This window comes from Marinobacter sp. (assembly GCF_052094685.1).
Taxonomy (GTDB): domain Bacteria; phylum Pseudomonadota; class Gammaproteobacteria; order Pseudomonadales; family Oleiphilaceae; genus Marinobacter.
In genome coordinates this window covers 1-19,799 of the sequence record NZ_JBQDKB010000069.1, presented here as the reverse complement: position 1 = coordinate 19,799, position 19,799 = coordinate 1, and the positions used below count along the sequence as shown (strand labels likewise).

Annotated in this window: 17 protein-coding genes; all 17 read left to right on the top strand. The window is 53.6% G+C overall.

From position 1 onward, the window contains the following. Positions 1 to 3,011, top strand: a 3,011-nt coding sequence (locus tag ACTH3S_RS13405; protein WP_441809510.1) for an efflux RND transporter permease subunit, incomplete at its 5' end; no start/stop codon positions are given. 46 nt (positions 3,012 to 3,057) lie between these two features. Continuing rightward, positions 3,058 to 4,356, top strand: a complete 1,299-nt coding sequence (locus tag ACTH3S_RS13400; protein WP_441809509.1) for an MFS transporter — start codon at positions 3,058 to 3,060, stop codon at positions 4,354 to 4,356. A gap of 339 nt (positions 4,357 to 4,695) precedes the next feature. Further along, positions 4,696 to 6,582: a tRNA uridine-5-carboxymethylaminomethyl(34) synthesis enzyme MnmG gene (mnmG, locus tag ACTH3S_RS13395; RefSeq protein WP_441809508.1), complete on the top strand. Its 1,887-nt coding sequence runs from the start codon at positions 4,696 to 4,698 to the stop codon at positions 6,580 to 6,582. A gap of 8 nt (positions 6,583 to 6,590) precedes the next feature. Then, positions 6,591 to 7,235 (top strand): 16S rRNA (guanine(527)-N(7))-methyltransferase RsmG, encoded by a 645-nt coding sequence (rsmG, locus tag ACTH3S_RS13390; RefSeq protein ID WP_441809507.1) that lies wholly within the window; start codon positions 6,591 to 6,593, stop codon positions 7,233 to 7,235. Between the two features lie 95 nt (positions 7,236 to 7,330). Then, positions 7,331 to 8,125: a ParA family protein gene (locus tag ACTH3S_RS13385; RefSeq protein WP_441809506.1), complete on the top strand. Its 795-nt coding sequence runs from the start codon at positions 7,331 to 7,333 to the stop codon at positions 8,123 to 8,125. 63 nt (positions 8,126 to 8,188) lie between these two features. Further along, positions 8,189 to 9,064 carry a ParB/RepB/Spo0J family partition protein gene (locus tag ACTH3S_RS13380; RefSeq protein ID WP_441809511.1) on the top strand — a complete coding sequence of 292 codons (876 nt, stop codon included), beginning with the start codon at positions 8,189 to 8,191 and terminating at the stop codon, positions 9,062 to 9,064. Positions 9,065 to 9,269: 205 nt separating this feature from the next. After that, positions 9,270 to 9,662 carry an ATP synthase subunit I gene (locus ACTH3S_RS13375; protein ID WP_441809505.1) on the top strand — a complete coding sequence of 131 codons (393 nt, stop codon included), beginning with the start codon at positions 9,270 to 9,272 and terminating at the stop codon, positions 9,660 to 9,662. Between the two features lie 15 nt (positions 9,663 to 9,677). Then, positions 9,678 to 10,529, top strand: a complete 852-nt coding sequence (gene atpB, locus ACTH3S_RS13370; protein ID WP_441809504.1) for a F0F1 ATP synthase subunit A — start codon at positions 9,678 to 9,680, stop codon at positions 10,527 to 10,529. A gap of 52 nt (positions 10,530 to 10,581) precedes the next feature. Continuing rightward, complete coding sequence (gene atpE / locus ACTH3S_RS13365; RefSeq protein ID WP_441809503.1) at positions 10,582 to 10,815, top strand: F0F1 ATP synthase subunit C; 234 nt, start codon at positions 10,582 to 10,584, stop codon at positions 10,813 to 10,815. Between the two features lie 97 nt (positions 10,816 to 10,912). After that, complete coding sequence (locus ACTH3S_RS13360; protein ID WP_441809502.1) at positions 10,913 to 11,383, top strand: F0F1 ATP synthase subunit B; 471 nt, start codon at positions 10,913 to 10,915, stop codon at positions 11,381 to 11,383. An 11-nt stretch (positions 11,384 to 11,394) separates the two neighbouring features. Continuing rightward, positions 11,395 to 11,931, top strand: coding sequence for a F0F1 ATP synthase subunit delta (locus tag ACTH3S_RS13355; RefSeq protein WP_441809501.1), 537 nt, complete (start codon positions 11,395 to 11,397; stop codon positions 11,929 to 11,931). Positions 11,932 to 11,959: 28 nt separating this feature from the next. After that, the gene (gene atpA / locus ACTH3S_RS13350; RefSeq protein ID WP_441809500.1) at positions 11,960 to 13,504 is read left to right on the top strand and encodes a F0F1 ATP synthase subunit alpha; all 1,545 of its coding nucleotides are present in this window, start codon (positions 11,960 to 11,962) and stop codon (positions 13,502 to 13,504) included. 67 nt (positions 13,505 to 13,571) lie between these two features. Then, positions 13,572 to 14,432, top strand: coding sequence for a F0F1 ATP synthase subunit gamma (gene atpG, locus ACTH3S_RS13345; RefSeq protein ID WP_441809499.1), 861 nt, complete (start codon positions 13,572 to 13,574; stop codon positions 14,430 to 14,432). 53 nt (positions 14,433 to 14,485) lie between these two features. Continuing rightward, on the top strand, positions 14,486 to 15,880 hold the full coding sequence (atpD, locus tag ACTH3S_RS13340; protein WP_441809498.1) for a F0F1 ATP synthase subunit beta: 1,395 nt from the start codon (positions 14,486 to 14,488) through the stop codon (positions 15,878 to 15,880). 36 nt (positions 15,881 to 15,916) lie between these two features. Beyond that, positions 15,917 to 16,339: a F0F1 ATP synthase subunit epsilon gene (locus ACTH3S_RS13335; RefSeq protein ID WP_441809497.1), complete on the top strand. Its 423-nt coding sequence runs from the start codon at positions 15,917 to 15,919 to the stop codon at positions 16,337 to 16,339. 132 nt (positions 16,340 to 16,471) lie between these two features. Continuing rightward, positions 16,472 to 17,836, top strand: a complete 1,365-nt coding sequence (gene glmU, locus ACTH3S_RS13330; protein ID WP_441809496.1) for a bifunctional UDP-N-acetylglucosamine diphosphorylase/glucosamine-1-phosphate N-acetyltransferase GlmU — start codon at positions 16,472 to 16,474, stop codon at positions 17,834 to 17,836. 56 nt (positions 17,837 to 17,892) lie between these two features. After that, positions 17,893 to 19,725 carry a glutamine--fructose-6-phosphate transaminase (isomerizing) gene (gene glmS / locus ACTH3S_RS13325; RefSeq protein WP_441809495.1) on the top strand — a complete coding sequence of 611 codons (1,833 nt, stop codon included), beginning with the start codon at positions 17,893 to 17,895 and terminating at the stop codon, positions 19,723 to 19,725. Positions 19,726 to 19,799: the final 74 nt, after the last annotated feature.

The following is a 19,799-nucleotide window of genomic DNA, read 5'->3' as shown; positions in this document are numbered from 1 at the left end:
TACCGGTGCGCGAGTACCCCGATATTGATCCGCCTGTGGTGTCCATTTCCACCAACTACACAGGCGCAGCAGCAGAAGTTGTAGATACGCAGATCACACAGGTGATCGAAGGGGCGATCAGCGGAATTGAAGGTATTCGATCTATCGACTCGTCTACCGAGCAGGGCGAATCCCGAACCAGCATAGAGTTTTCCACATCCCGGGATGTGGATATCGCAGCCAATGACGTTCGCGATGCCGTTTCCCGGGTTGCTAACGAACTTCCCGATGAAGCGGATCCGCCGGTAGTCAGTAAGGCGAATTCTGATGCCCGTCCGATGATGTGGGTAACCCTGCAAAGTGATGTCTGGGACGCGGCTGAGCTGAGCGACTTTGCAGATCGGGTTCTGGCGGATCGGTTTTCCGTTCTGGACGGGGTCGCAGACATACGTATTGGCGGTGAACGACGTTATGCCATTCGGGTTTGGCTTGACAGAGAAAGGCTGGCGGCCAGAAACATCACGGTGGCGGAGGTGGAAAGAGCCCTGCGCTCCAACAATGTAGAGTTGCCGGCGGGTTCAATCGACTCCTCCACCAGAAACTTTACAGTTCGGGCGGAAGGCCGGTTAACCTCAGTCGAAGAGTTTCGCAATCTTGTCATCCGAAGAGATAACAACGACTTGCTGCGCTTGGGCGAGGTTGCCAACGTTCAGATGGGGGTAGAATCCGACGTAGGCCGTCTTCGTGCCAACGGTAAAACAGCCATCGGTATGGGGATTATCCGCCAGTCTAAAGCCAACACAGTCGCGGTGTCTGATGGTGTTCAGGCAGAACTGAAGAACATTCGTGAAACCCTGCCGCCGGAAGTCACGATCGCCGAGAGCTATGACGAATCCATTTTTATCCGGGCTTCAATCAAGGAAGTGGTCATAACGCTTGCGATTGCCGTGTCTTTGGTGATTCTCGTGATTTTCCTTTTTCTACGCTCCTGGCGAGCCACCTTGATTCCAGCCGTGACTATTCCGGTCTCGGTTATCGGCGCTTTTATAGGCCTGGGGTTCCTGGGTTTTTCGATCAACGTATTGACGCTGTTGGCGGTGATTCTGGCCATTGGCTTGGTTGTAGACGATGCCATCGTGATGCTGGAAAACATCCAGCGCCGAATAGACGAGGGTGAGCCGCCGCTATTGGCCTCATATCGCGGCGCCAAACAAGTCGCTTTCGCCGTTATCGCCACGACGTTGACGCTAGTGGCGGTGTTTGTGCCCATTTCGTTCATGGGGGGCAATATTGGCCGCCTGTTTGCGGAATTTGGCTTTACGCTCGCGGCTGCCGTGGTGGTGTCCAGTCTGGTCGCGCTTACATTGGCGCCCATGCTGTGTTCGAAATGGCTCAGGCATAGCCCGGAAACGTTAGAAGGGCATCGCCTGTGGGCGGCCAGCGAAAACGTTTTGAATGGCCTGACCAATGGATACCAACGGCTTTTGCGTTTCTCCCTGAATCAGCCTGGTTTATTGCTAGGTCTTGGTTTTGTGGGGTTGATTGTTGCCGTCGTGATTTATCCCAAGCTGCCTCAGGAGCTTGCGCCTACAGAAGATCGTGGCGTTATTATCATGCCTGTCAGTGCGCCCCGGGGAGCGACTGTAGAGTTCACGGATCATTATGTACGTAAAGCAGAGGCGCAGCTGTTGCCTTACCTTGAGTCCGGCGCCGCGGATCGCCTGCTCTCCATCGTCGGGTTCCGGAACGAAGAAGATAACGCCTTCATGATCATGGGTTTGGCGCCCTGGGAAGAGAGGGACATCAAGCAGCAACAGATCACCAACGAACTGCGGGGCAAACTAAGCCAGGTTGCCGGTGTCCGGGTTGTACCGGTGAATCCTCCGGGGTTGGGGCAAAGAGGATTCAGCCAACCTGTGGAATTTGTCATCGCCGGCCCAGATTACGAATCGGTTCAGGCCTGGAGTGAGGAAATTGTTGAGCGGGCCAAGGAAAACCCGGATCTACTGAATCTGGAAACCGACTTTGAGCTAACCCGCCCAGAACTGCGCCTGACCATTGATCGTGAGCGTGCAGCCGATCTGGACATAACGGTTGAGGATGTAGGCCTGACCTTGCAAACCATGCTTGCGTCCCGGCAGGTAACAACGTATCTCGATCGTGGTCGTGAATACGATGTGATCATGCAGGCGGCTGATGCTGACCGTGCCACCCCGGCCGACCTTGGGCAGATTTTTTTGCGACCACGAGAAGGTGGCGCACTCATTCCTCTTCAAGCATTGGTATCCGTTGAAGAAGTTGGCGCCAACCCGGATCTACGGCGGATTGATCGGCTTCCGGCTGTGATCATAAGTGCCTCTCTGGCTGATGGTTATGACCTTGGTTCTGCCCTGACGTATCTGAACAATCTGTCTGTGGATAACTTGCCACCGGAGGCACGAGTGAGCTATCGGGGATTATCCCGGGAGTTTCAGGAATCATCCTCTGCTATTTACGTTACCTTCGGGTTGGCTTTTATTATTGTGTTCCTGGTACTGGCGGCCCAGTTTGAAAGCTGGATTCACCCGCTGATCATTATGTTGCCGGTGCCCCTGGCCTTAACCGGCGCATTAATGGCCCTGTGGTGGGCTGGCATTAGCCTGAACATTTACAGCCAAATAGGGATCATCATGCTACTGGGGTTAATGTCGAAAAACGGCATATTGATTGTGGAGTTTGCGAACCAGCTGCGGGATGAAGGCTACGCTGTGAAGGATGCAATTCTGGCAGGCGCGTTCTTACGTTTCCGGCCGGTACTGATGACCACTATATCCACGGTCTTTGGTGCGGTGCCTTTGGTTATCGCCACCGGTGCGGGTGCCGAGAGCAGGGCGGCTATTGGTATGGTAATTCTGGGCGGGCTGATTTTTGCGACCACCCTTACGTTGTTTATCATACCAGTGCTCTACAACCTGCTTGCCGGGTTTGCCAAATCGGCCAATGCCATTGAACATGAGCTGGAACGTCAGGCATCTTTGCCCGACGCCAGTTAGCCAGACTATTGAGAGGTCTGGCGTAACCAACAATCCGGATGTTTTCATGGTCAAACACAGTCAGTTCCGTTTACTGGGGCAGCGGCGTTTCTTGCCGTTTTATCTCACCCAGTTTTCCGGTGCGTTCAATGACAACCTCTATAAAAACGCGTTGCTGCTGCTGATTGCTTATCAGACTACCGGCTTGTTTGGGCTTTCAGTGAACACGGTGATCAACCTGGCTGCCTTCCTGTTTATCTTGCCGTTTTTCCTGTTCTCCGGCATTGCCGGGCAGATAGCCGACTACTATGAAAAAGCTGCGATAATCCGCAAGGTAAAGCTGGCAGAGATAGGCATCATGGCGATTGCTGCTTTGGCGTTGTGGCTTGGCTGGTACGAAGGGCTGCTGGTGTTGCTGTTTCTTATGGGCACCCAGTCTACGTTCTTCGGGCCGGTGAAGTACGCCATTCTGCCCCAGGTGCTTGGTGAGGATGAGCTTGTAGGCGGTAACGGTTTGGTCAGCATGGGGACCTTTGTAGCCATTTTGCTTGGCACCATTGCGGCAGGCTTGTTAATGGGCGTTGAGGCGGCCGCAAAACTTACGGCTGTCGGTGTTCTGGTAATGGCGGTTCTGGGCTACGTGGCTGCGCGACAGGTGCCAGAAACCGGGACAGCCAGTAACCGGTTGGCGGTGCGCTTTCGGCCGGTTCGTGAAACCTGGCGCCTGATGGGCGTGGCTGCCGAACGCAAGCCGGTGTTGTGGGCGATTCTGGCTATCTCCTGGTTCTGGTTTCTTGGCGCGGCCTACCTCACCCAATTCCCCAACTTTGCCCAAAGCAATCTCCAGGGAGACGAAACCGTGGTTACCTTGCTGTTGTCCATGTTTATTGTGGGTATCTCGATTGGCTCCATGATGTGCGAACGCCTCACCCGGCATCGTATCACCCTGGCGCCCGTGCCTTGGGGCGCCCTTGGACTGACCCTGCTAGGCGTGGATCTGTTCTTTGCGGTACCTGCCAGCCCGGAACCCTCTACCTGGTGGATGTTAATCACAGATCCGGTTTACATCCGTGTACTGATTGATTTGGTAGGCATTGGCGTTTGCGGCGGGTTGTTCATTGTGCCTCTTTACGCATTTATTCAGCATGAAACCCCACAACTCAAGCGCGCGCGAATCATCGCGGCACTGAACGTGATCAACGCGTTGTTCATGGTGGTGAGTGCACTGGCGGGAATTCTTGTTCTGGGCGTGTTTAATGTGGGAATTCCGGCATTCTTCCTATTGCTGTCATTGGTCAACGGGCTTGTGTTGATAGCCGTGTGGCGACTGCGGCAAAGAGTGCAGGCGCAAGTTGTGGATAAATAGTTGAATAAGCTGCGTATAAGCTCTTGATGAATTTTTTAAAACAAAATAAAAACAACAAGTTAGTTATCTTTTAAAGGTGTTTGATAGGTGCTTTTTTTGTGGATAACTTCATTAAAAACTTTTGTGAAAAGAGCTGCCCAAGCCTATGAAAATCCGGTGATTTCGGTTTTTCAAAATACAAAAAACGATACCAACCTGGGGGGTTGCCCAAGGCGCGTTACCCGAAAGCTATTATCCGTATCCATTCCTGGTTAAAATTTGCACATTCTGACTGCAATTTCCCGAGTGAAACGTTATACTCCCCGCCCTGTTTTTATCCCCCGAATTCCGAGGTGAACTGTGGATTTTCCAACCCGTTTCGATGTTATTGTCATTGGTGGCGGCCATGCCGGTACCGAGGCCGCGCTTGCGGCGGCGCGTATGGGCTCTCAAACCCTGCTGTTGACCCATAACATCGAAACCCTGGGGCAGATGTCCTGTAACCCGGCCATCGGGGGCATTGGCAAAAGCCACCTGGTGAAGGAAATCGACGCCCTTGGCGGAGCCATGGCTCATGCGACCGACTTGGCTGGCATCCAATTTCGTGTGCTTAATAGCCGTAAAGGCCCGGCGGTGCGGGCCACGCGCGCCCAGGCGGATCGGGTTCTGTACAAGGCAGCTATCCGTCACACGTTGGAAAACCAGTCCAATCTCACCCTGTTTCAGCAGGCTGCAGACGATCTGATTGTGGAAAACGATCAGGTTACGGGTGTGGTGTCCCAGACCGGCATTCGGTTTAACGCCAAAACCGTGGTACTGACGACAGGCACTTTCCTTGGTGGTGTTATCCACATTGGCATGCAGCAACACTCTGGCGGCCGAGCTGGCGATGCGCCCGCCAATGCGCTGGCTCAGCGTTTACGGGAGTTGCCGTTCAATGTGGGCCGGCTGAAAACCGGCACACCGCCGCGTATTGATGCTCGCAGTGTCGATTTCTCTGTGATGCAGGAGCAGTGGGGCGACAATCCCGCGCCGGTTATGTCTTTTGTGGGCAGCCGGGATCAACACCCGGAGCAGGTTTGCTGCTACGTAACCCGCACCACCGAAGAAACTCACGATATTATCCGCAGCGGTTTCGATCGTTCGCCCATGTTTGCCGGCAACATTGAAGGCGTTGGGCCGCGTTATTGCCCGTCCATTGAAGACAAGGTCAGTCGCTTTGCTGACAAAGACTCCCATCAGATCTTTGTAGAGCCCGAAGGCCTAACTACTCATGAGTTGTACCCGAATGGCATTTCTACCAGCCTGCCGTTTGATGTTCAGCTTGCGGCGGTGCGCACAATCCCCGGGTTTGAGAACGCTCATATCACCCGGCCCGGCTACGCCATCGAATACGACTACCTGAACCCACAGGATTTGCGCCACACCCTGGAAACCAAGTTTATTCAGGGCCTTTATTTTGCTGGCCAAATTAACGGCACCACCGGTTATGAAGAAGCGGGCGCCCAAGGTCTGCTCGCTGGCATCAACGCGGCTCTTCGCGCCCAGGAAAAAAGTGAATGGTATCCGCGCCGGGATGAGGCTTATCTCGGCGTGTTGGTAGACGATCTGATCACCATGGGTACCAGTGAGCCTTACCGTATGTTTACCAGCCGTGCGGAATACCGCCTTATTTTGCGTGAAGACAACGCCGATCTGCGCCTGACCGAAACCGGCCGCAAGTTGGGCTTGGTAGATGACGTGCGCTGGCAAAAGTTTACCGCCAAATTTGAGGCGATTGCCACAGAGCGTAGCCGCCTAGAATCAACCCGTATTCACCCTTCTACTGAAGCAGGTGATCGCGCCAACGGCTTTCTCAAGCAGCCGATGACCCGGGATCACACCCTGGCTGAGCTGCTTCGTCGCCCGGAGATTGTCTATAGTCATATTGCCGAGATTGGTGCCGCGCATGCGGAAGATCCGGTGGTGGCGGATCAGGTCGAAATTGAGATCAAGTATGAAGGCTATATTTCTCGCCAGAACGATGAAATCGAGCGTTTGCGCCGGAATGAAAACACCGCGCTGCCTATTGATCTGGATTACGATGTCATCGGTGGTTTGTCCAACGAAATCAAGCAGAAGCTGAAAGAGGTTCGGCCAGAGACCGTTGCCCAGGCATCGCGAATTCAGGGTGTTACGCCGGCGGCGATCTCGCAGGTTTTGGTGCATTTGAAAAAGCGTGATCTTCTGCGCAAACAGAGCGCCTGAACACTGCCATGACCCAAACACACTGGCCACGTCAGCTCCGGGAAGGGCTGGCTGAGATGCAACTTTCCCTAAACGAAAGCCAGCAACAGCAGCTGCTGGCGTTTTTGGCACTGCTCAATAAATGGAACCGGGCTTACAACCTCACTGCCGTGCGCGATGAGAGCGAAATGGTTTCCCGGCAATTGCTTGATAGTCTCAGTATTTTGCCTTGGGTAACCACGGAGCATTTGCTCGATGTGGGTGCCGGCGGAGGGTTGCCAGGTATTCCCCTGGCCATAGTGCTGCCAGAAAAGCGCTTCACATTGCTGGACAGTAACGGTAAGAAAACCCGCTTCCTGAATCAGTGTGTGCTGGAACTTGGCCTGAAAAACGTAGACGTGATCCATGGCCGTGCGGAAGACTGTAAACCGGAACAACCGTTCAGCCAGATCAGCAGCCGGGCGTTTACGGCGCTGGACAATATAGTAGCTTGGTGTGGTGGTCTGTTGGTGAATGAGGGCAGCTTCCTTGCCATGAAAGGTCAGTTTCCGGATGATGAGGTGGCTGCCCTTCCTGCTGACTGGCAGGTATCATCTAGCCATTCTCTTAACGTTCCCGGCGCCGGGGGTGAGAGGCATCTGCTGGTTGTGGCCCGGACAGTACGACACGGGTAGAGAATAACCCGGTTAGAGAGCCATTCCGGTAGCGAGTAACCCCGGAAACCCGCAGCTGTATTCAGCAACTGTATTCGGAAACAAGGAGCCGAGACATGGCGCGCGTGATTGCAGTGACCAATCAAAAAGGCGGTGTGGGCAAAACCACCACCTGCGTCAACCTTGCAGCCTCATTGGCCGCTACCAAGCGCCGGGTTTTGCTGGTGGATATGGATCCGCAGGGCAATGCCACCATGGGCAGTGGTGTGGATAAAAGCAGCCTGGAACTTTCCGGTTACGACCTGCTCACCAAGCGCGCCACTGCTGCCGAGGTTATCATCCCGGCAGAAGCATCTGGCTTTGATATCATTCCCTCCAACGGCGACCTGACGGCGGCCGAGGTGGAGTTGATGAACGAGATCGGTCGTGAGTATCGGCTCCGGCTTGCCATTAATAGCATTCGCGAAAACTACGATTACATTCTGATCGACTGCCCGCCCTCACTCAGTCTGTTGACCGTGAATGCGCTCTCTTCCGCCGACTCGGTACTTATCCCCATGCAGTGTGAGTACTATGCTTTGGAGGGCTTGGCTGCTTTGATGAATACCGTGGAGCAGATCAAGGAGACGGTTAATCCGAACCTGGAAATGGAAGGTATTCTTAGAACCATGTATGACCCTCGCAACAGCCTCACGCTGGATGTGTCTGGTCAGCTAAACGAGTATTTTGGGGATAAGGTTTATCGCGCAGTCATTCCCCGTAACGTACGCTTGGCCGAAGCGCCTAGCTACGGGATGCCTGCTCTGAAATACGATAAGGCATCCAAAGGCGCTATTGCGTACTTGGCGCTGGCCGGGGAAATGGTACGCCGCCACGGGTCAAAAAAGACAGCAGCTCAGGTTGCGGTGTAACATACCCCCTCGTCTCTTTTTACAGATGTACAACGACTATTAACGGGAAGAATGACTGATACCATGGCGGCGAAGAAACGAGGATTGGGCGAGCGCGGGCTAGGAGCCTTGCTGGCCGGTTCCAGGGTTAACTTGGATCAGGAGCCGAAAGACCACGACGGTGAGTTGCGACAGGTTCCCATCGATCTGATCCAGCGTGGCCGCTATCAGCCTCGCCGTGACATGGATCCTGCGGCTCTGCAGGAACTGGCAGATTCCATTCGCCAGCAGGGCGTCATGCAGCCGGTTGTGGTGCGTCTTATTGCTGAAGGCCGCTATGAGTTGATTGCTGGTGAGCGTCGTTGGCGCGCTACCCAGATGGCAGAATTAGACAGCATACCGGCCATTGTTCGGGATGTTTCTGATGAAGCCGCCATCGCAATGGCGCTTATCGAGAACATACAGCGCGAAAACCTGAACCCCATCGAAGAAGCCTTCGCCCTTCAGCGCTTGCAGGAAGAGTTTGGCCTGACTCAAGCCCAGGTGGCCGAAGCTGTGGGTAAATCCCGTACCACCATCACCAATCTTCTGCGCTTGATTGGCTTAACGGAAGATGTGCGTTTAATGCTCGAGCACGGCGACCTGGAAATGGGCCACGGACGAGCCATGCTGACGCTCTCGCCAGAACAGCAGATGCAGGTCGCAAAACAGGTCGTCGCCAAGTCCTTGTCGGTCCGCCAAACGGAAGCCCTTGTTCGTAAGGTTCAGCAAGAGGCAGCAAATGGCAAACCGGCCAAGTCAGGGGCCGTCGATCCTAATATTCGGGCTCTGCAAGATGATCTCGCCGAGCGTTTAGGGGCGAAGGTATCGATTGCCCACGGGCAGCGGGGCAAGGGCAAACTGGTTATTGAGTATAGTTCACTGGATGAACTGGACGGTATTTTGGGTCATATCCGTTAAATGGAAAATAAAATCAGCATCTTGGCCTAAAGAACAATAAACACCAGATGTCGTGACCATAACCGACGCTAGCCACAAATTGTGTGATAAATGGCGGCTTCTGATCCCACTTTGATGAAATTTCAGCCTGTTTTCGTGCAAAGCTTGGTTGAACACAAAGTGCTTAAAACATATAATTTCGCGCGATTGGAATGATGGCGGTGGTATGAAATCTCGGCAATCTCGAATCACCCACATTCCTTTGGCTCGTTGGCTGACCATTGAGTTTACAGGATTAGTCGTTATCAGCCTGTTGTGGTCGCTTCACAGCCCTTTGGCCAGTTATTCCGCGTTTATCGGCGGTCTTATTTTTATAGTGCCAAATGCTTGGTTCGTACGCCGGGTTTATCGGTATGAGGGCGCGCGTCAAATGCGCCTGATGGTGGGGAATTTGTTTCGGGCGGAATCCACCAAAATCGCCCTGACCGCAGTTTTTTTTGCGGCTGTTTTCATTTTAATAGAGCCGGTACATGTGCCGGCTTTGTTATTCACTTTTGCTGTGATGGTTGTAACAGGCGGCGCATTGCGCTGGCTGATACGGCCGCAACCACGGCGATAACTGGACGAGAGCGGTATGGCTGGTACCCCAGTAGAGTATATAAAGCACCACCTTCAAAATCTGACTTATGGCAAGCTCGATGCTGGCTACGAGCGCTTTGATGGTAGTGTCATGAGCGAAACAAGTTGGACCTTCGCGCGCACCGCGCAGGAAGCATCCGATATGGGCTTCATGGCTGTTCACGTTGATACGCTAGGCTGGTCCATTGCCATGGGCTTGTTGTTTCTTGGCCTGTTTCGTTTTGTAGCCAAGCGCGCTACCACCGGAGTGCCTGGCGGCTTACAGAATCTGGCTGAAATTTCGTTCGAATTTATTGATGGCTTAGTACGCGATGGCTTTCACGGTCGCAACCCGTTGATTGCTCCGCTGGCGTTGACGCTGTTCGTATGGATTCTATTAATGAGTGCGCTTGATCTGGTTCCGGTTGACTTTATTCCGGTGCTTGCACAGGCTTTGGGGCTTGAATACTTCAAAATTGTTCCTACCGTTGATCCCAACGCTACCTTTGGTATCTCCATTGGTGTGTTTGTACTGACCATCTTCTATAGCTTTAAGGTCAAGGGTGTTACTGGTTTTGCCAAGGAACTGGGTATGAATCCATTTAATCATTGGGCACTCATACCGGTGAATCTGGTGTTGGAAATCCTGGTGATGATTGTGCGCCCTTTCAGCCTGGCATTGCGTCTGTTCGGTAACATATACGCCAGTGAAGTTGTGTTTATTCTGATCGCACTGTTGCCGTTTTGGGCGCAGTGGTCGTTAAGCGTGCCTTGGGCTATTTTCCATATTCTGATTATTCCGCTGCAGGCCTTTATTTTCACCATGCTAACAATTGTTTATTTGGCACAAGCACACGAAGAACACTGATTAACGTTTTAAAAGATTTACCCTTAACTAAATGAAAAACTGAGGAGTTTTTATGGATATTTCAATGGTTTACATTGCGGCTGCGATCATTCTCGGGTTTGGCGCTCTTGCTACCGGCATCGGCTTTGGCCTTCTGGGTGGTAAGCTGCTTGAAGCGACTGCCCGTCAGCCAGAAATGGCAAACCAACTGCAGGTTAAGGCCTTCATCATGGCCGGCCTGCTGGACGCCGTTCCTATGATCGGTGTTGGTCTCTCGATGTACCTGATCTTCGTTGTTGCTGGCTAACTACAGGCTAGAGATGCGGGCGCGGTTCTGATTATGAAATCTGAGCGCCCGATTTTTTGGTTTTCAGCACGCAACGAATAGCAAGAGGTATATTGCCGTGAATATAAACCTTACGTTAATAGGGCAATCGATTGCCTTCGCTATTTTCGTCTGGTTCTGCGTGAAATATGTTTGGCCGCCAATTACGGCTGCCATGGAAGCGCGCCAGAAGAAAATTGCTGATGGTCTTTCTGCTGCTGACAGGGCCTCGCTGGATCTTGAGCTTGCTCAGGAAAAAGCCGCCCAACAAATGCAGCAAGCCAAAGAAGAAGCTGCTGTTCTTATTGATAAGGCCAACAAGCGCGCCGCCCAAATTGTGGAAGCATCTAAAGACGATGCCCGCAAAGAAGGGGAAAAGCTCATTGAGCAAGCCCAGGCGGAAATTCAACAGGAGCGTGTTCAGGCTCGCGATGCACTTAGGACAGAAGTGGCAGTACTTGCCATTGCCGGTGCCGAGAAGATCCTGGAAACCACTGTCGATGCTAAAGCTCACAGCGAGATGCTGGATAAGCTGGCCGCACAACTCTAAGCGAGGGACCCATGGCAGAACTGACTACGTTAGCCCGGCCCTATGCGAAAGCCGTTTTTGAAGCTGCTAAAGAGCAAGACGCTGTTGATTCTTGGGATCAGGCACTTGCTTTTGTTGGTTTGTTAGCGGCTGACGACGCTATAAAGAATATTCTGGCCAATCCTGGTCTGTCTGAGCAACGCAAGGCAGAGCTGTTTTTCGATACCGCTGAAGAACAGATGCCCGAAGCACTCAGAAACTTCCTGTTGATTCTTGCTGATAGCAAGCGCCTGGCGTTGCTGCCGGAAATTTCTACCCTATTTGCCTTCTACCGCGCAGAACTTGAGCGCACTGTTAAGATGAAGGTAAGTACGGCGTTTGAAATGACCGCCGACGAGCAGCAAAAGCTGGCAGAAGCATTGTCCAGGAAGCTGGAGCGTGAAGTCGCCCTGGAAACCGCTGTTGATCGTTCGCTGATTGGCGGCGTGGTGGTAAATACCGGCGATCTGGTTATTGACGCTTCAGTCCGTGGCAAGCTAGCCAAAATGGCTAAAGCACTGGGCTCCTGATTTCAGCAAAAGGTTTGAGGACAAAGGCATGCAGCAACTGAATCCATCCGAGATCAGTGACATCATCAAGAAGAGAATCGAGAAACTCGATATCACTTCTGAAGCAAAAAACGAAGGCACTATTCTGTCTGTAGCAGACGGCATTGTGCTGATCCACGGTCTCGCCGACGTTATGTCTGGCGAGATGATCGAATTTGCCAACGGCACATTCGGTATGGCTTTGAACCTGGAGCGTGACTCTGTTGGCGCCGTGGTTCTGGGTGACTACGAAGATCTGGCCGAAGGCCAGAAAGTACGTTGCACCGGCCGTATTCTGGAAGTTCCGGTAGGCCCGGAACTGCTGGGCCGCGTTGTAGACGGCTTGGGTAACCCGATTGACGGTAAAGGCGATCTGGGTAACACGCTGACCGATCCGGTTGAAAAAGTAGCGCCTGGTGTTATCGAGCGTCAGTCGGTTGATGAGCCGGTACAGACCGGTATGAAAGCCATTGATACCATGGTTCCGGTTGGCCGTGGCCAGCGTGAGCTGATCATCGGTGACCGTCAGATCGGTAAGACCGCCGTTGCCATTGACGCGATCATCAACCAGAAAGACACTGGCATTAAGTGTATCTACGTTGCCATCGGCCAGAAGCAGTCTTCGATTGCTGCGGTTGTGCGCAAGCTGGAAGAGCACGGTGCTATGGCTCACACCACAGTAGTCGCTGCCGGTGCAGCAGATCCTGCCGCTATGCAGTTTCTGGCGCCATACTCCGGCACCACTATGGGCGAATACTTCCGTGACCGCGGCGAAGACGCGCTGATCGTATACGATGACCTGTCCAAACAGGCCGTTGCTTACCGTCAGATTTCCTTGCTGTTGCGTCGTCCGCCGGGCCGTGAAGCCTATCCGGGTGACGTTTTTTATCTTCACTCCCGTCTGCTGGAGCGCTCCTCCCGTGTAAACGCGGACTACGTTGAAAAGTTCACTAATGGTGAAGTGAAAGGCAAAACCGGTTCTTTGACCGCGCTGCCAATCATTGAAACCCAGGCTGGTGACGTGTCGGCATTCGTACCGACCAACGTAATTTCTATTACCGACGGCCAGATCTTCCTCGAGACCAACCTGTTCAACTCCGGCATTCGTCCGGCGATGAACGCGGGTATCTCGGTATCTCGGGTAGGTGGTTCTGCCCAGACCAAGATCATGAAAAAATTGGGTGGCAACATTCGTCTGGCACTGGCTCAGTACCGCGAGCTTGCGGCCTTTGCCCAGTTTGCCTCGGATCTCGACGAATCTACCCGTAAGCAGCTTGAGCACGGTCAGCGCGTGACCGAGCTGATGAAGCAGGACCAATACAGCCCCATGTCTGTGGCTGAAATGGGTACCGTTCTGTATGCCGCAAACGAAGGCTTCCTTGACGACGTAGAAGTCAGCAAGGTGGTTGAGTTTGAAGCTCAGTTGTTGGACTGGATGCGGGCAGAGCAGAAAGAACTGCTTGAGAAAATCGGCCCCGCAGGTACGTACAACGATGACGTTGCCGCTGGTCTGAAAGCTGCGCTGGAGAAATTCAAGACCACTCAAACCTGGTAATACCATTGGCCTGCTGCGGCAGGCCTGTTGGTTCCAATGAGTGTCTAACTTGAAAAGGCAGTGACATATGGCCATCGGAAAAGAAATACGTAACCAGATCGGCAGCATCAAGAGCACGCAGAAAATTACCAGCGCCATGGAAATGGTGGCGGCCAGTAAGATGCGTAAAGCTCAGGAACGTATGCAGGCGACTCGCCCGTACGCAGAAAAGATGCGCCAGGTAATTGGACATATTGCCAAGTCCAACAAAGATTACCGTCATCCGTTCATGGTTGAACGTGAGGTGAAGCGTGTCGGCTACATTGTTGTTTCATCTGATCGCGGTCTGTGCGGTGGTTTGAATGCTAACGTGTTCAAGCTGCTTGTGCGCGAAATGCGTGATTGGAAAAACAAGGATGTTGCGACGGATCTCTGCGCAATCGGGCAAAAAGGGGCATCGTTTTTCCGCAACTACGGCGGGAATGTGATTGCTGCTCTGACGCACCTGGGCGACGCCCCTAGTGCTGAAACGCTGATTGGCAACGTCAAGGTAATGCTTGATGCATTCAGGGACGGCAAGATTGATCGCTTGTACCTGGTTAGCAACGAGTTTGTGAACACCATGACGCAGATGCCGAAAGCTGAGCAGCTTCTGCCACTGCCGGAAGGTGCGGAAGAAGACATTGGTCGCCAGTGGGATTACATCTATGAACCGGATGCGCGCCCAATTTTGGAAGGGCTGCTGCCACGTTTTATTGAGTCCCAAGTATATCAGGGTGTGGTAGAGAATCTTGCTTGTGAACAGGCTGCCCGGATGATTGCCATGAAGAGTGCCACCGACAACGCCGGTGAGATTATTGACGACCTTCAGTTGGTGTACAACAAAGCTCGTCAGGCAGCCATTACGCAAGAGATTTCGGAAATTGTGAGCGGCGCGGCATCGGTCTGATCCGCCACGATCCTACTGGTTTTATTGACTATGAAGATAACGAGGAACCGAGCATGAGTAGCGGACACATCGTTCAGATCATTGGCGCGGTTATCGACGTGGAATTTCCACGTGACGCCGTGCCAAACATATACGACGCACTGCTGCTTGAAGGTGGCGAAACAACTCTGGAAGTCCAGCAGCAGCTGGGTGACGGCGTTGTGCGTACCATCGCGATGGGCAGCACCGAAGGCCTCAAGCGCGGCCTGAAAGCAGAAAACACACACAAAGCGATTTCCGTACCTGTGGGCACCCAAACTCTGGGCCGCATCATGGACGTTTTGGGTCGCCCGATCGACGAGGCAGGCCCGATCGGTGAAGAAGAGCGCTGGGGTATCCATCGCAAAGCACCTGGCTATGCAGACCAGGCAGCCTCTGCCGATCTGCTGGAAACCGGCATCAAGGTTATCGACCTGATCTGCCCGTTTGCCAAAGGTGGTAAGGTTGGTCTGTTTGGCGGTGCCGGTGTAGGCAAAACCGTTAACATGATGGAACTGATCAACAACATCGCGAAAGAGCACTCGGGGCTCTCTGTATTCGCCGGTGTTGGTGAGCGGACTCGTGAAGGCAACGACTTCTACTACGAAATGAAGGACTCTAACGTTCTTGATAAAGTAGCAATGGTCTACGGCCAGATGAACGAGCCTCCCGGAAACCGTCTGCGTGTAGCTCTAACCGGTCTCACCATGGCTGAAAAGTTCCGTGACGAAGGTCGTGACGTACTGTTGTTCGTAGACAACATCTACCGTTACACCCTGGCCGGTACGGAAGTATCTGCACTGCTGGGTCGTATGCCTTCAGCGGTAGGTTACCAGCCAACACTAGCCCAAGAGATGGGTGAGTTGCAGGAGCGTATTACCTCCACCAAAGACGGCTCTATCACGTCGATTCAGGCGGTATACGTACCAGCGGATGACTTGACTGACCCGTCTCCAGCAACCACTTTCTCCCACCTTGACGCCACTGTGGTACTGAGTCGTGACATCGCTTCCAAGGGTATCTACCCGGCGATCGACCCACTCGATTCCACCTCGCGTCAGCTGGATCCGCTGGTTATTGGTGAAGAGCATTACGAAATCGCCCGTGGCGTGCAGACCAACCTGCAGCGCTACAAGGAACTGAAAGACATCATCGCGATCCTGGGTATGGATGAGCTGTCAGAAGAAGACAAGATGGCTGTTTCCCGTGCCCGTAAGATCGAGCGTTTTCTGTCCCAGCCGTTCCACGTTGCGGAAGTATTCACCGGTTCGCCCGGTAAGTACGTTTCTTTGAAAGAAACCATCAGCAGCTTCAAGGGCATTCTCAACGGCGACTATGACGATATGCCAGAGCAGGCCTTCTATATGGTCGGCGGCATTGAAGAAGCTGTTGAGAAAGCGAAGGCTATGAAAGCGAAAGAAGGTAAGTAATCTTCTTTCAATTTCTGACCCAAGAGGCTTAGAGATATGGCTATGACTGTACATTGTGACGTCGTAAGCGCTGAAAAGAAGATTTACTCCGGTCTGGTAGAGATGTTGATCGCTACCGGCACCGAGGGTGAGTTAGGCATTCAGTTAGGCCATGCTCCGTTGCTGTCCGCGCTTAAGCCGGGGGCAGTTCGGATCATCAAACAGGGTGGCGAAGAGGAAATCCTGTACGTGTCTGGGGGCTACCTGGAAGTACAGCCTAACCTCGTGACCCTGATGGCCGATACGGCGGTGCGCGCAAAAGACGTTGATGAGGCTGCAGCCTTGCAGGCTCAAAAAGACGCCGAAGCCGCACTGGCGAATAAAACGGGTGAGTTCGAGTATTTTCGTGCGGCAGCGGAGTTGGCCGAAGCGGCTGCTCAGTTACGTACATTGCAAAAGCTGCGCAAAAACGTTCGATAGAATGGTTTGCCAGGGCTTGCCCCAAAAAAGCCGCATCCCGCTACCCAATGCGAGGTGCGGTTTTTTTTTGATTTAGCCTTTATTGATTTAACGATCAATACAACCCCGACCACGTAAGGGAGCTGTTGCCCCATGTCACCGTTGCACGTTGTTATCTTGGCCGCCGGCCAGGGCTCACGGATGAAGTCATCGCTGCCGAAGGTACTGCACAAAGTGGCCGGGCGGCCTATGCTCCATCACGTGATTGACACCGCTCTAACTCTGGGCGCCGAGAAAATTCATGGTGTGATCGGCCACGGCGCGGATCAGGTAAAGGCGGCTACCGGCGCCCACAGTGTTAGCTGGGTGATGCAGGAACAACAACTGGGTACAGGCCATGCGGTGGCTCAGACGTTGGCAGATCTGCCAGATAATGCTCGCGTGTTGGTGCTGTATGGCGACGTACCGTTAACCACCGCAGACACCTTGCAGGGCTTGGTTGAGGATCTGGACGAGAAAACTCTGGGGTTGTTAACCGTTACTTTGGATAACCCTCAGGGCTATGGTCGTATTTTGCGCAATCAGGCCAGCCAGGTTACGGCCATTGTGGAGCAGAAAGACGCCAGCGCTGAGCAGTTGGCAATCTGTGAAGTGAACACCGGTATTCTCGCGGTCAGTGCCAGCCATCTGAAAACATGGTTGCCTCAGCTTTCCAGCAGCAACGCCCAAGGCGAGTACTATCTTACGGATATCATCGCTATGGCGGTGCAGGCGGGTATGACGGTAAACGTCGCTCAGCCGGGCAACCCGTTTGAAGTGCAGGGTGTAAACAACCGCCTGCAGTTGGCGGAACTTGAGCGCTGGTACCAGAGACGAGAAGCAGATCGCTTGATGACTGAAGGCGCTACCCTGGCTGACCCGGCGCGGGTAGATGTGCGCGGCGAACTCATCATCGGCAACGATGTGTTGATTGATGTGAACGTGGTATTCAATGGCAAGGTGACCCTAGGTAGCCATGTGTCCATCGGCCCAGGTTGTGTGATCATCGACGCTAACATTGCCGATGGTGCCCAGATTCATGCCCACAGTGTGATTGAACAGGCCAGTGTTGGGCCCAATGCCCAGGTGGGGCCCTTTGCGCGACTGCGCCCGGGTACGGAACTGGCGGCCAACACCAAGGTGGGTAATTTTGTTGAGACCAAAAAGACCATCGTTGGCGAGGGCAGTAAAATTAACCACCTCAGCTACGTCGGTGATGCTACGCTGGGAGCCGATGTAAACGTGGGTGCAGGCACCATTACTTGTAACTACGATGGTGTTAATAAATACCAGACCGTGTTGGGCGACGGCGTGTTTGTAGGCTCTAACAGCTCGCTGGTCGCCCCGGTTACGGTGGCCGCAGGGGCGACCATCGGTGCTGGTTCTACCATCACCAAAGATGTGCCAGAGCAGGAACTGGCTGTGGCACGGGGCCGCCAGCGTAATATTTCCGGTTGGCAGAAGCCCGAGAAACACTGAACACGATTTTCCCCTGATCTTTACTTCAATCTTTTATCACGAACAGGACAAACAGCATGTGTGGCATTGTAGGTGCAGTTTCGGAACGGGACGTCCAAGGCATTCTTCTTGAGGGCCTGCGCCGCCTGGAATACCGCGGGTATGATTCTGCCGGCATGGCCGTTTTGGATGGTAAAAGCGCTGTTCAGCGCGCGCGGGAAGTGGGCAAAGTAGCGGCGCTGGGCGCTGCCGTAGAAGCCAACCCGCTTTCTGGTTTCCTAGGAATTGCTCACACACGCTGGGCAACCCATGGTGAGCCGTCGCAGCTTAACGCCCACCCGCACATGTCTGGCGATCGCTTGGCAATCGTGCACAACGGCATTATCGAGAACTATCAGGAACTGCGTGAAGAGCTGAAGGCCGACGGCTTTGAGTTTACTTCCCAGACCGATACCGAAGTCGTTGTACATCTGATTCAAAAGAATTTCCGCGAACTGGGTAAGGTTTATGATGCGGTGAAGGCTGCTGTCACCCGCCTGCGCGGTGCATACGCACTGGCCGTGGTGCATGCGGATGAGCCCGACCACATGGTGGTGTGCCGAGAAGGCAGCCCGCTGGTGGTTGGTGTAGGCATTGGTGAGAACTTTATTGCCTCCGACCAGCTTGCTTTGTTGCCGGTAACCGACCGCTTCATGTTTTTGGAAGAGGGCGATCTTGCCGATATTCGCCGGGACAGTATCGAAATTCATGATCGCGAGGGCACGCTGGTTGAACGCACCACCAGTCGGTTCGAGCACAGTGCCGACGCGGCTGATAAAGGAGAGTACCGCCACTTTATGCTCAAAGAAATCCATGAGCAGCCGAAAGTGATCAAGGCCACCATGGAAGGCCGTGTGACAGAGTCACGGGCACTGGAGCAAGCTCTTGGTACCGAAGCCGGTGATTTATTGAAGGATGTCCGCCACGTACAGATTATTGCCTGCGGCACCAGTTACCACGCTGGCATGGTTGCTCGCTACTGGATCGAAGATCTGGCTGGCGTACCCTGTTCCGTGGAAGTAGCCTCCGAGTTCCGCTATCGCAAGCACGTTATCCAGAACGACACCCTGTTTCTGTGTATCTCCCAGTCTGGTGAAACCGCAGATACCTTAGCTGCACTGCGCCAGGCCAAAAAGGCCGGCTTCCGTGCCGCGCTGGCCATTTGCAACGTACCGGGTAGCTCCCTGGTACGGGAATCCGACCTGGTGATCATGACCCAGGCCGGCCCGGAAATTGGCGTTGCATCCACAAAAGCCTTTACCACTCAGCTCACTGCCTTGCTGATCTTTACTTTGGCACTGGCACGCCAGAACGGCCTGAGCGAAGAGCGGGAAGAAGATATCGTTAAAGCCCTGCATTTGGTGCCTGGCCAAGTCAGCGATGTACTGGCGCTGGACGGTGAGATTGCCGAGATGTCCAGGCGGTTCATGGACAAAAACCATGCCCTATTCCTGGGCCGGGGCTCACAGTTCCCGGTGGCTCTGGAAGGTGCCCTTAAGCTCAAAGAGATTTCTTACATCCATGCGGAAGCCTATCCCGCGGGCGAGCTGAAGCACGGCCCCTTGGCGCTGGTAGACAGCGAAATGCCGGTGATCACAGTAGCACCCAATAACAACATGGCCGAGAAGCTAAAATCGAACCTGGAAGAAGTTCGTGCCCGGGGCGGCGAGTTGTTCGTGTTTGCCGACCGCGCTGCGAACCTAAAACCGGAAGAGGGCATCCACGTGTTGCAGTTGCCGGAAGTGCACGAAATTACGGCTCCAATTGTGTATACGGTTCCGTTGCAGCTGCTGTCTTATCACGTTGCCGTGCTTAAGGGTACAGACGTGGATCAGCCTAGAAATTTAGCCAAAAGTGTGACGGTTGAGTAATCGCGGTCAGGAAAGCCACACCTTCTGTGGGATCATAATATAGTTGGTAACTTAATAATAAAGTCGGTAACTTC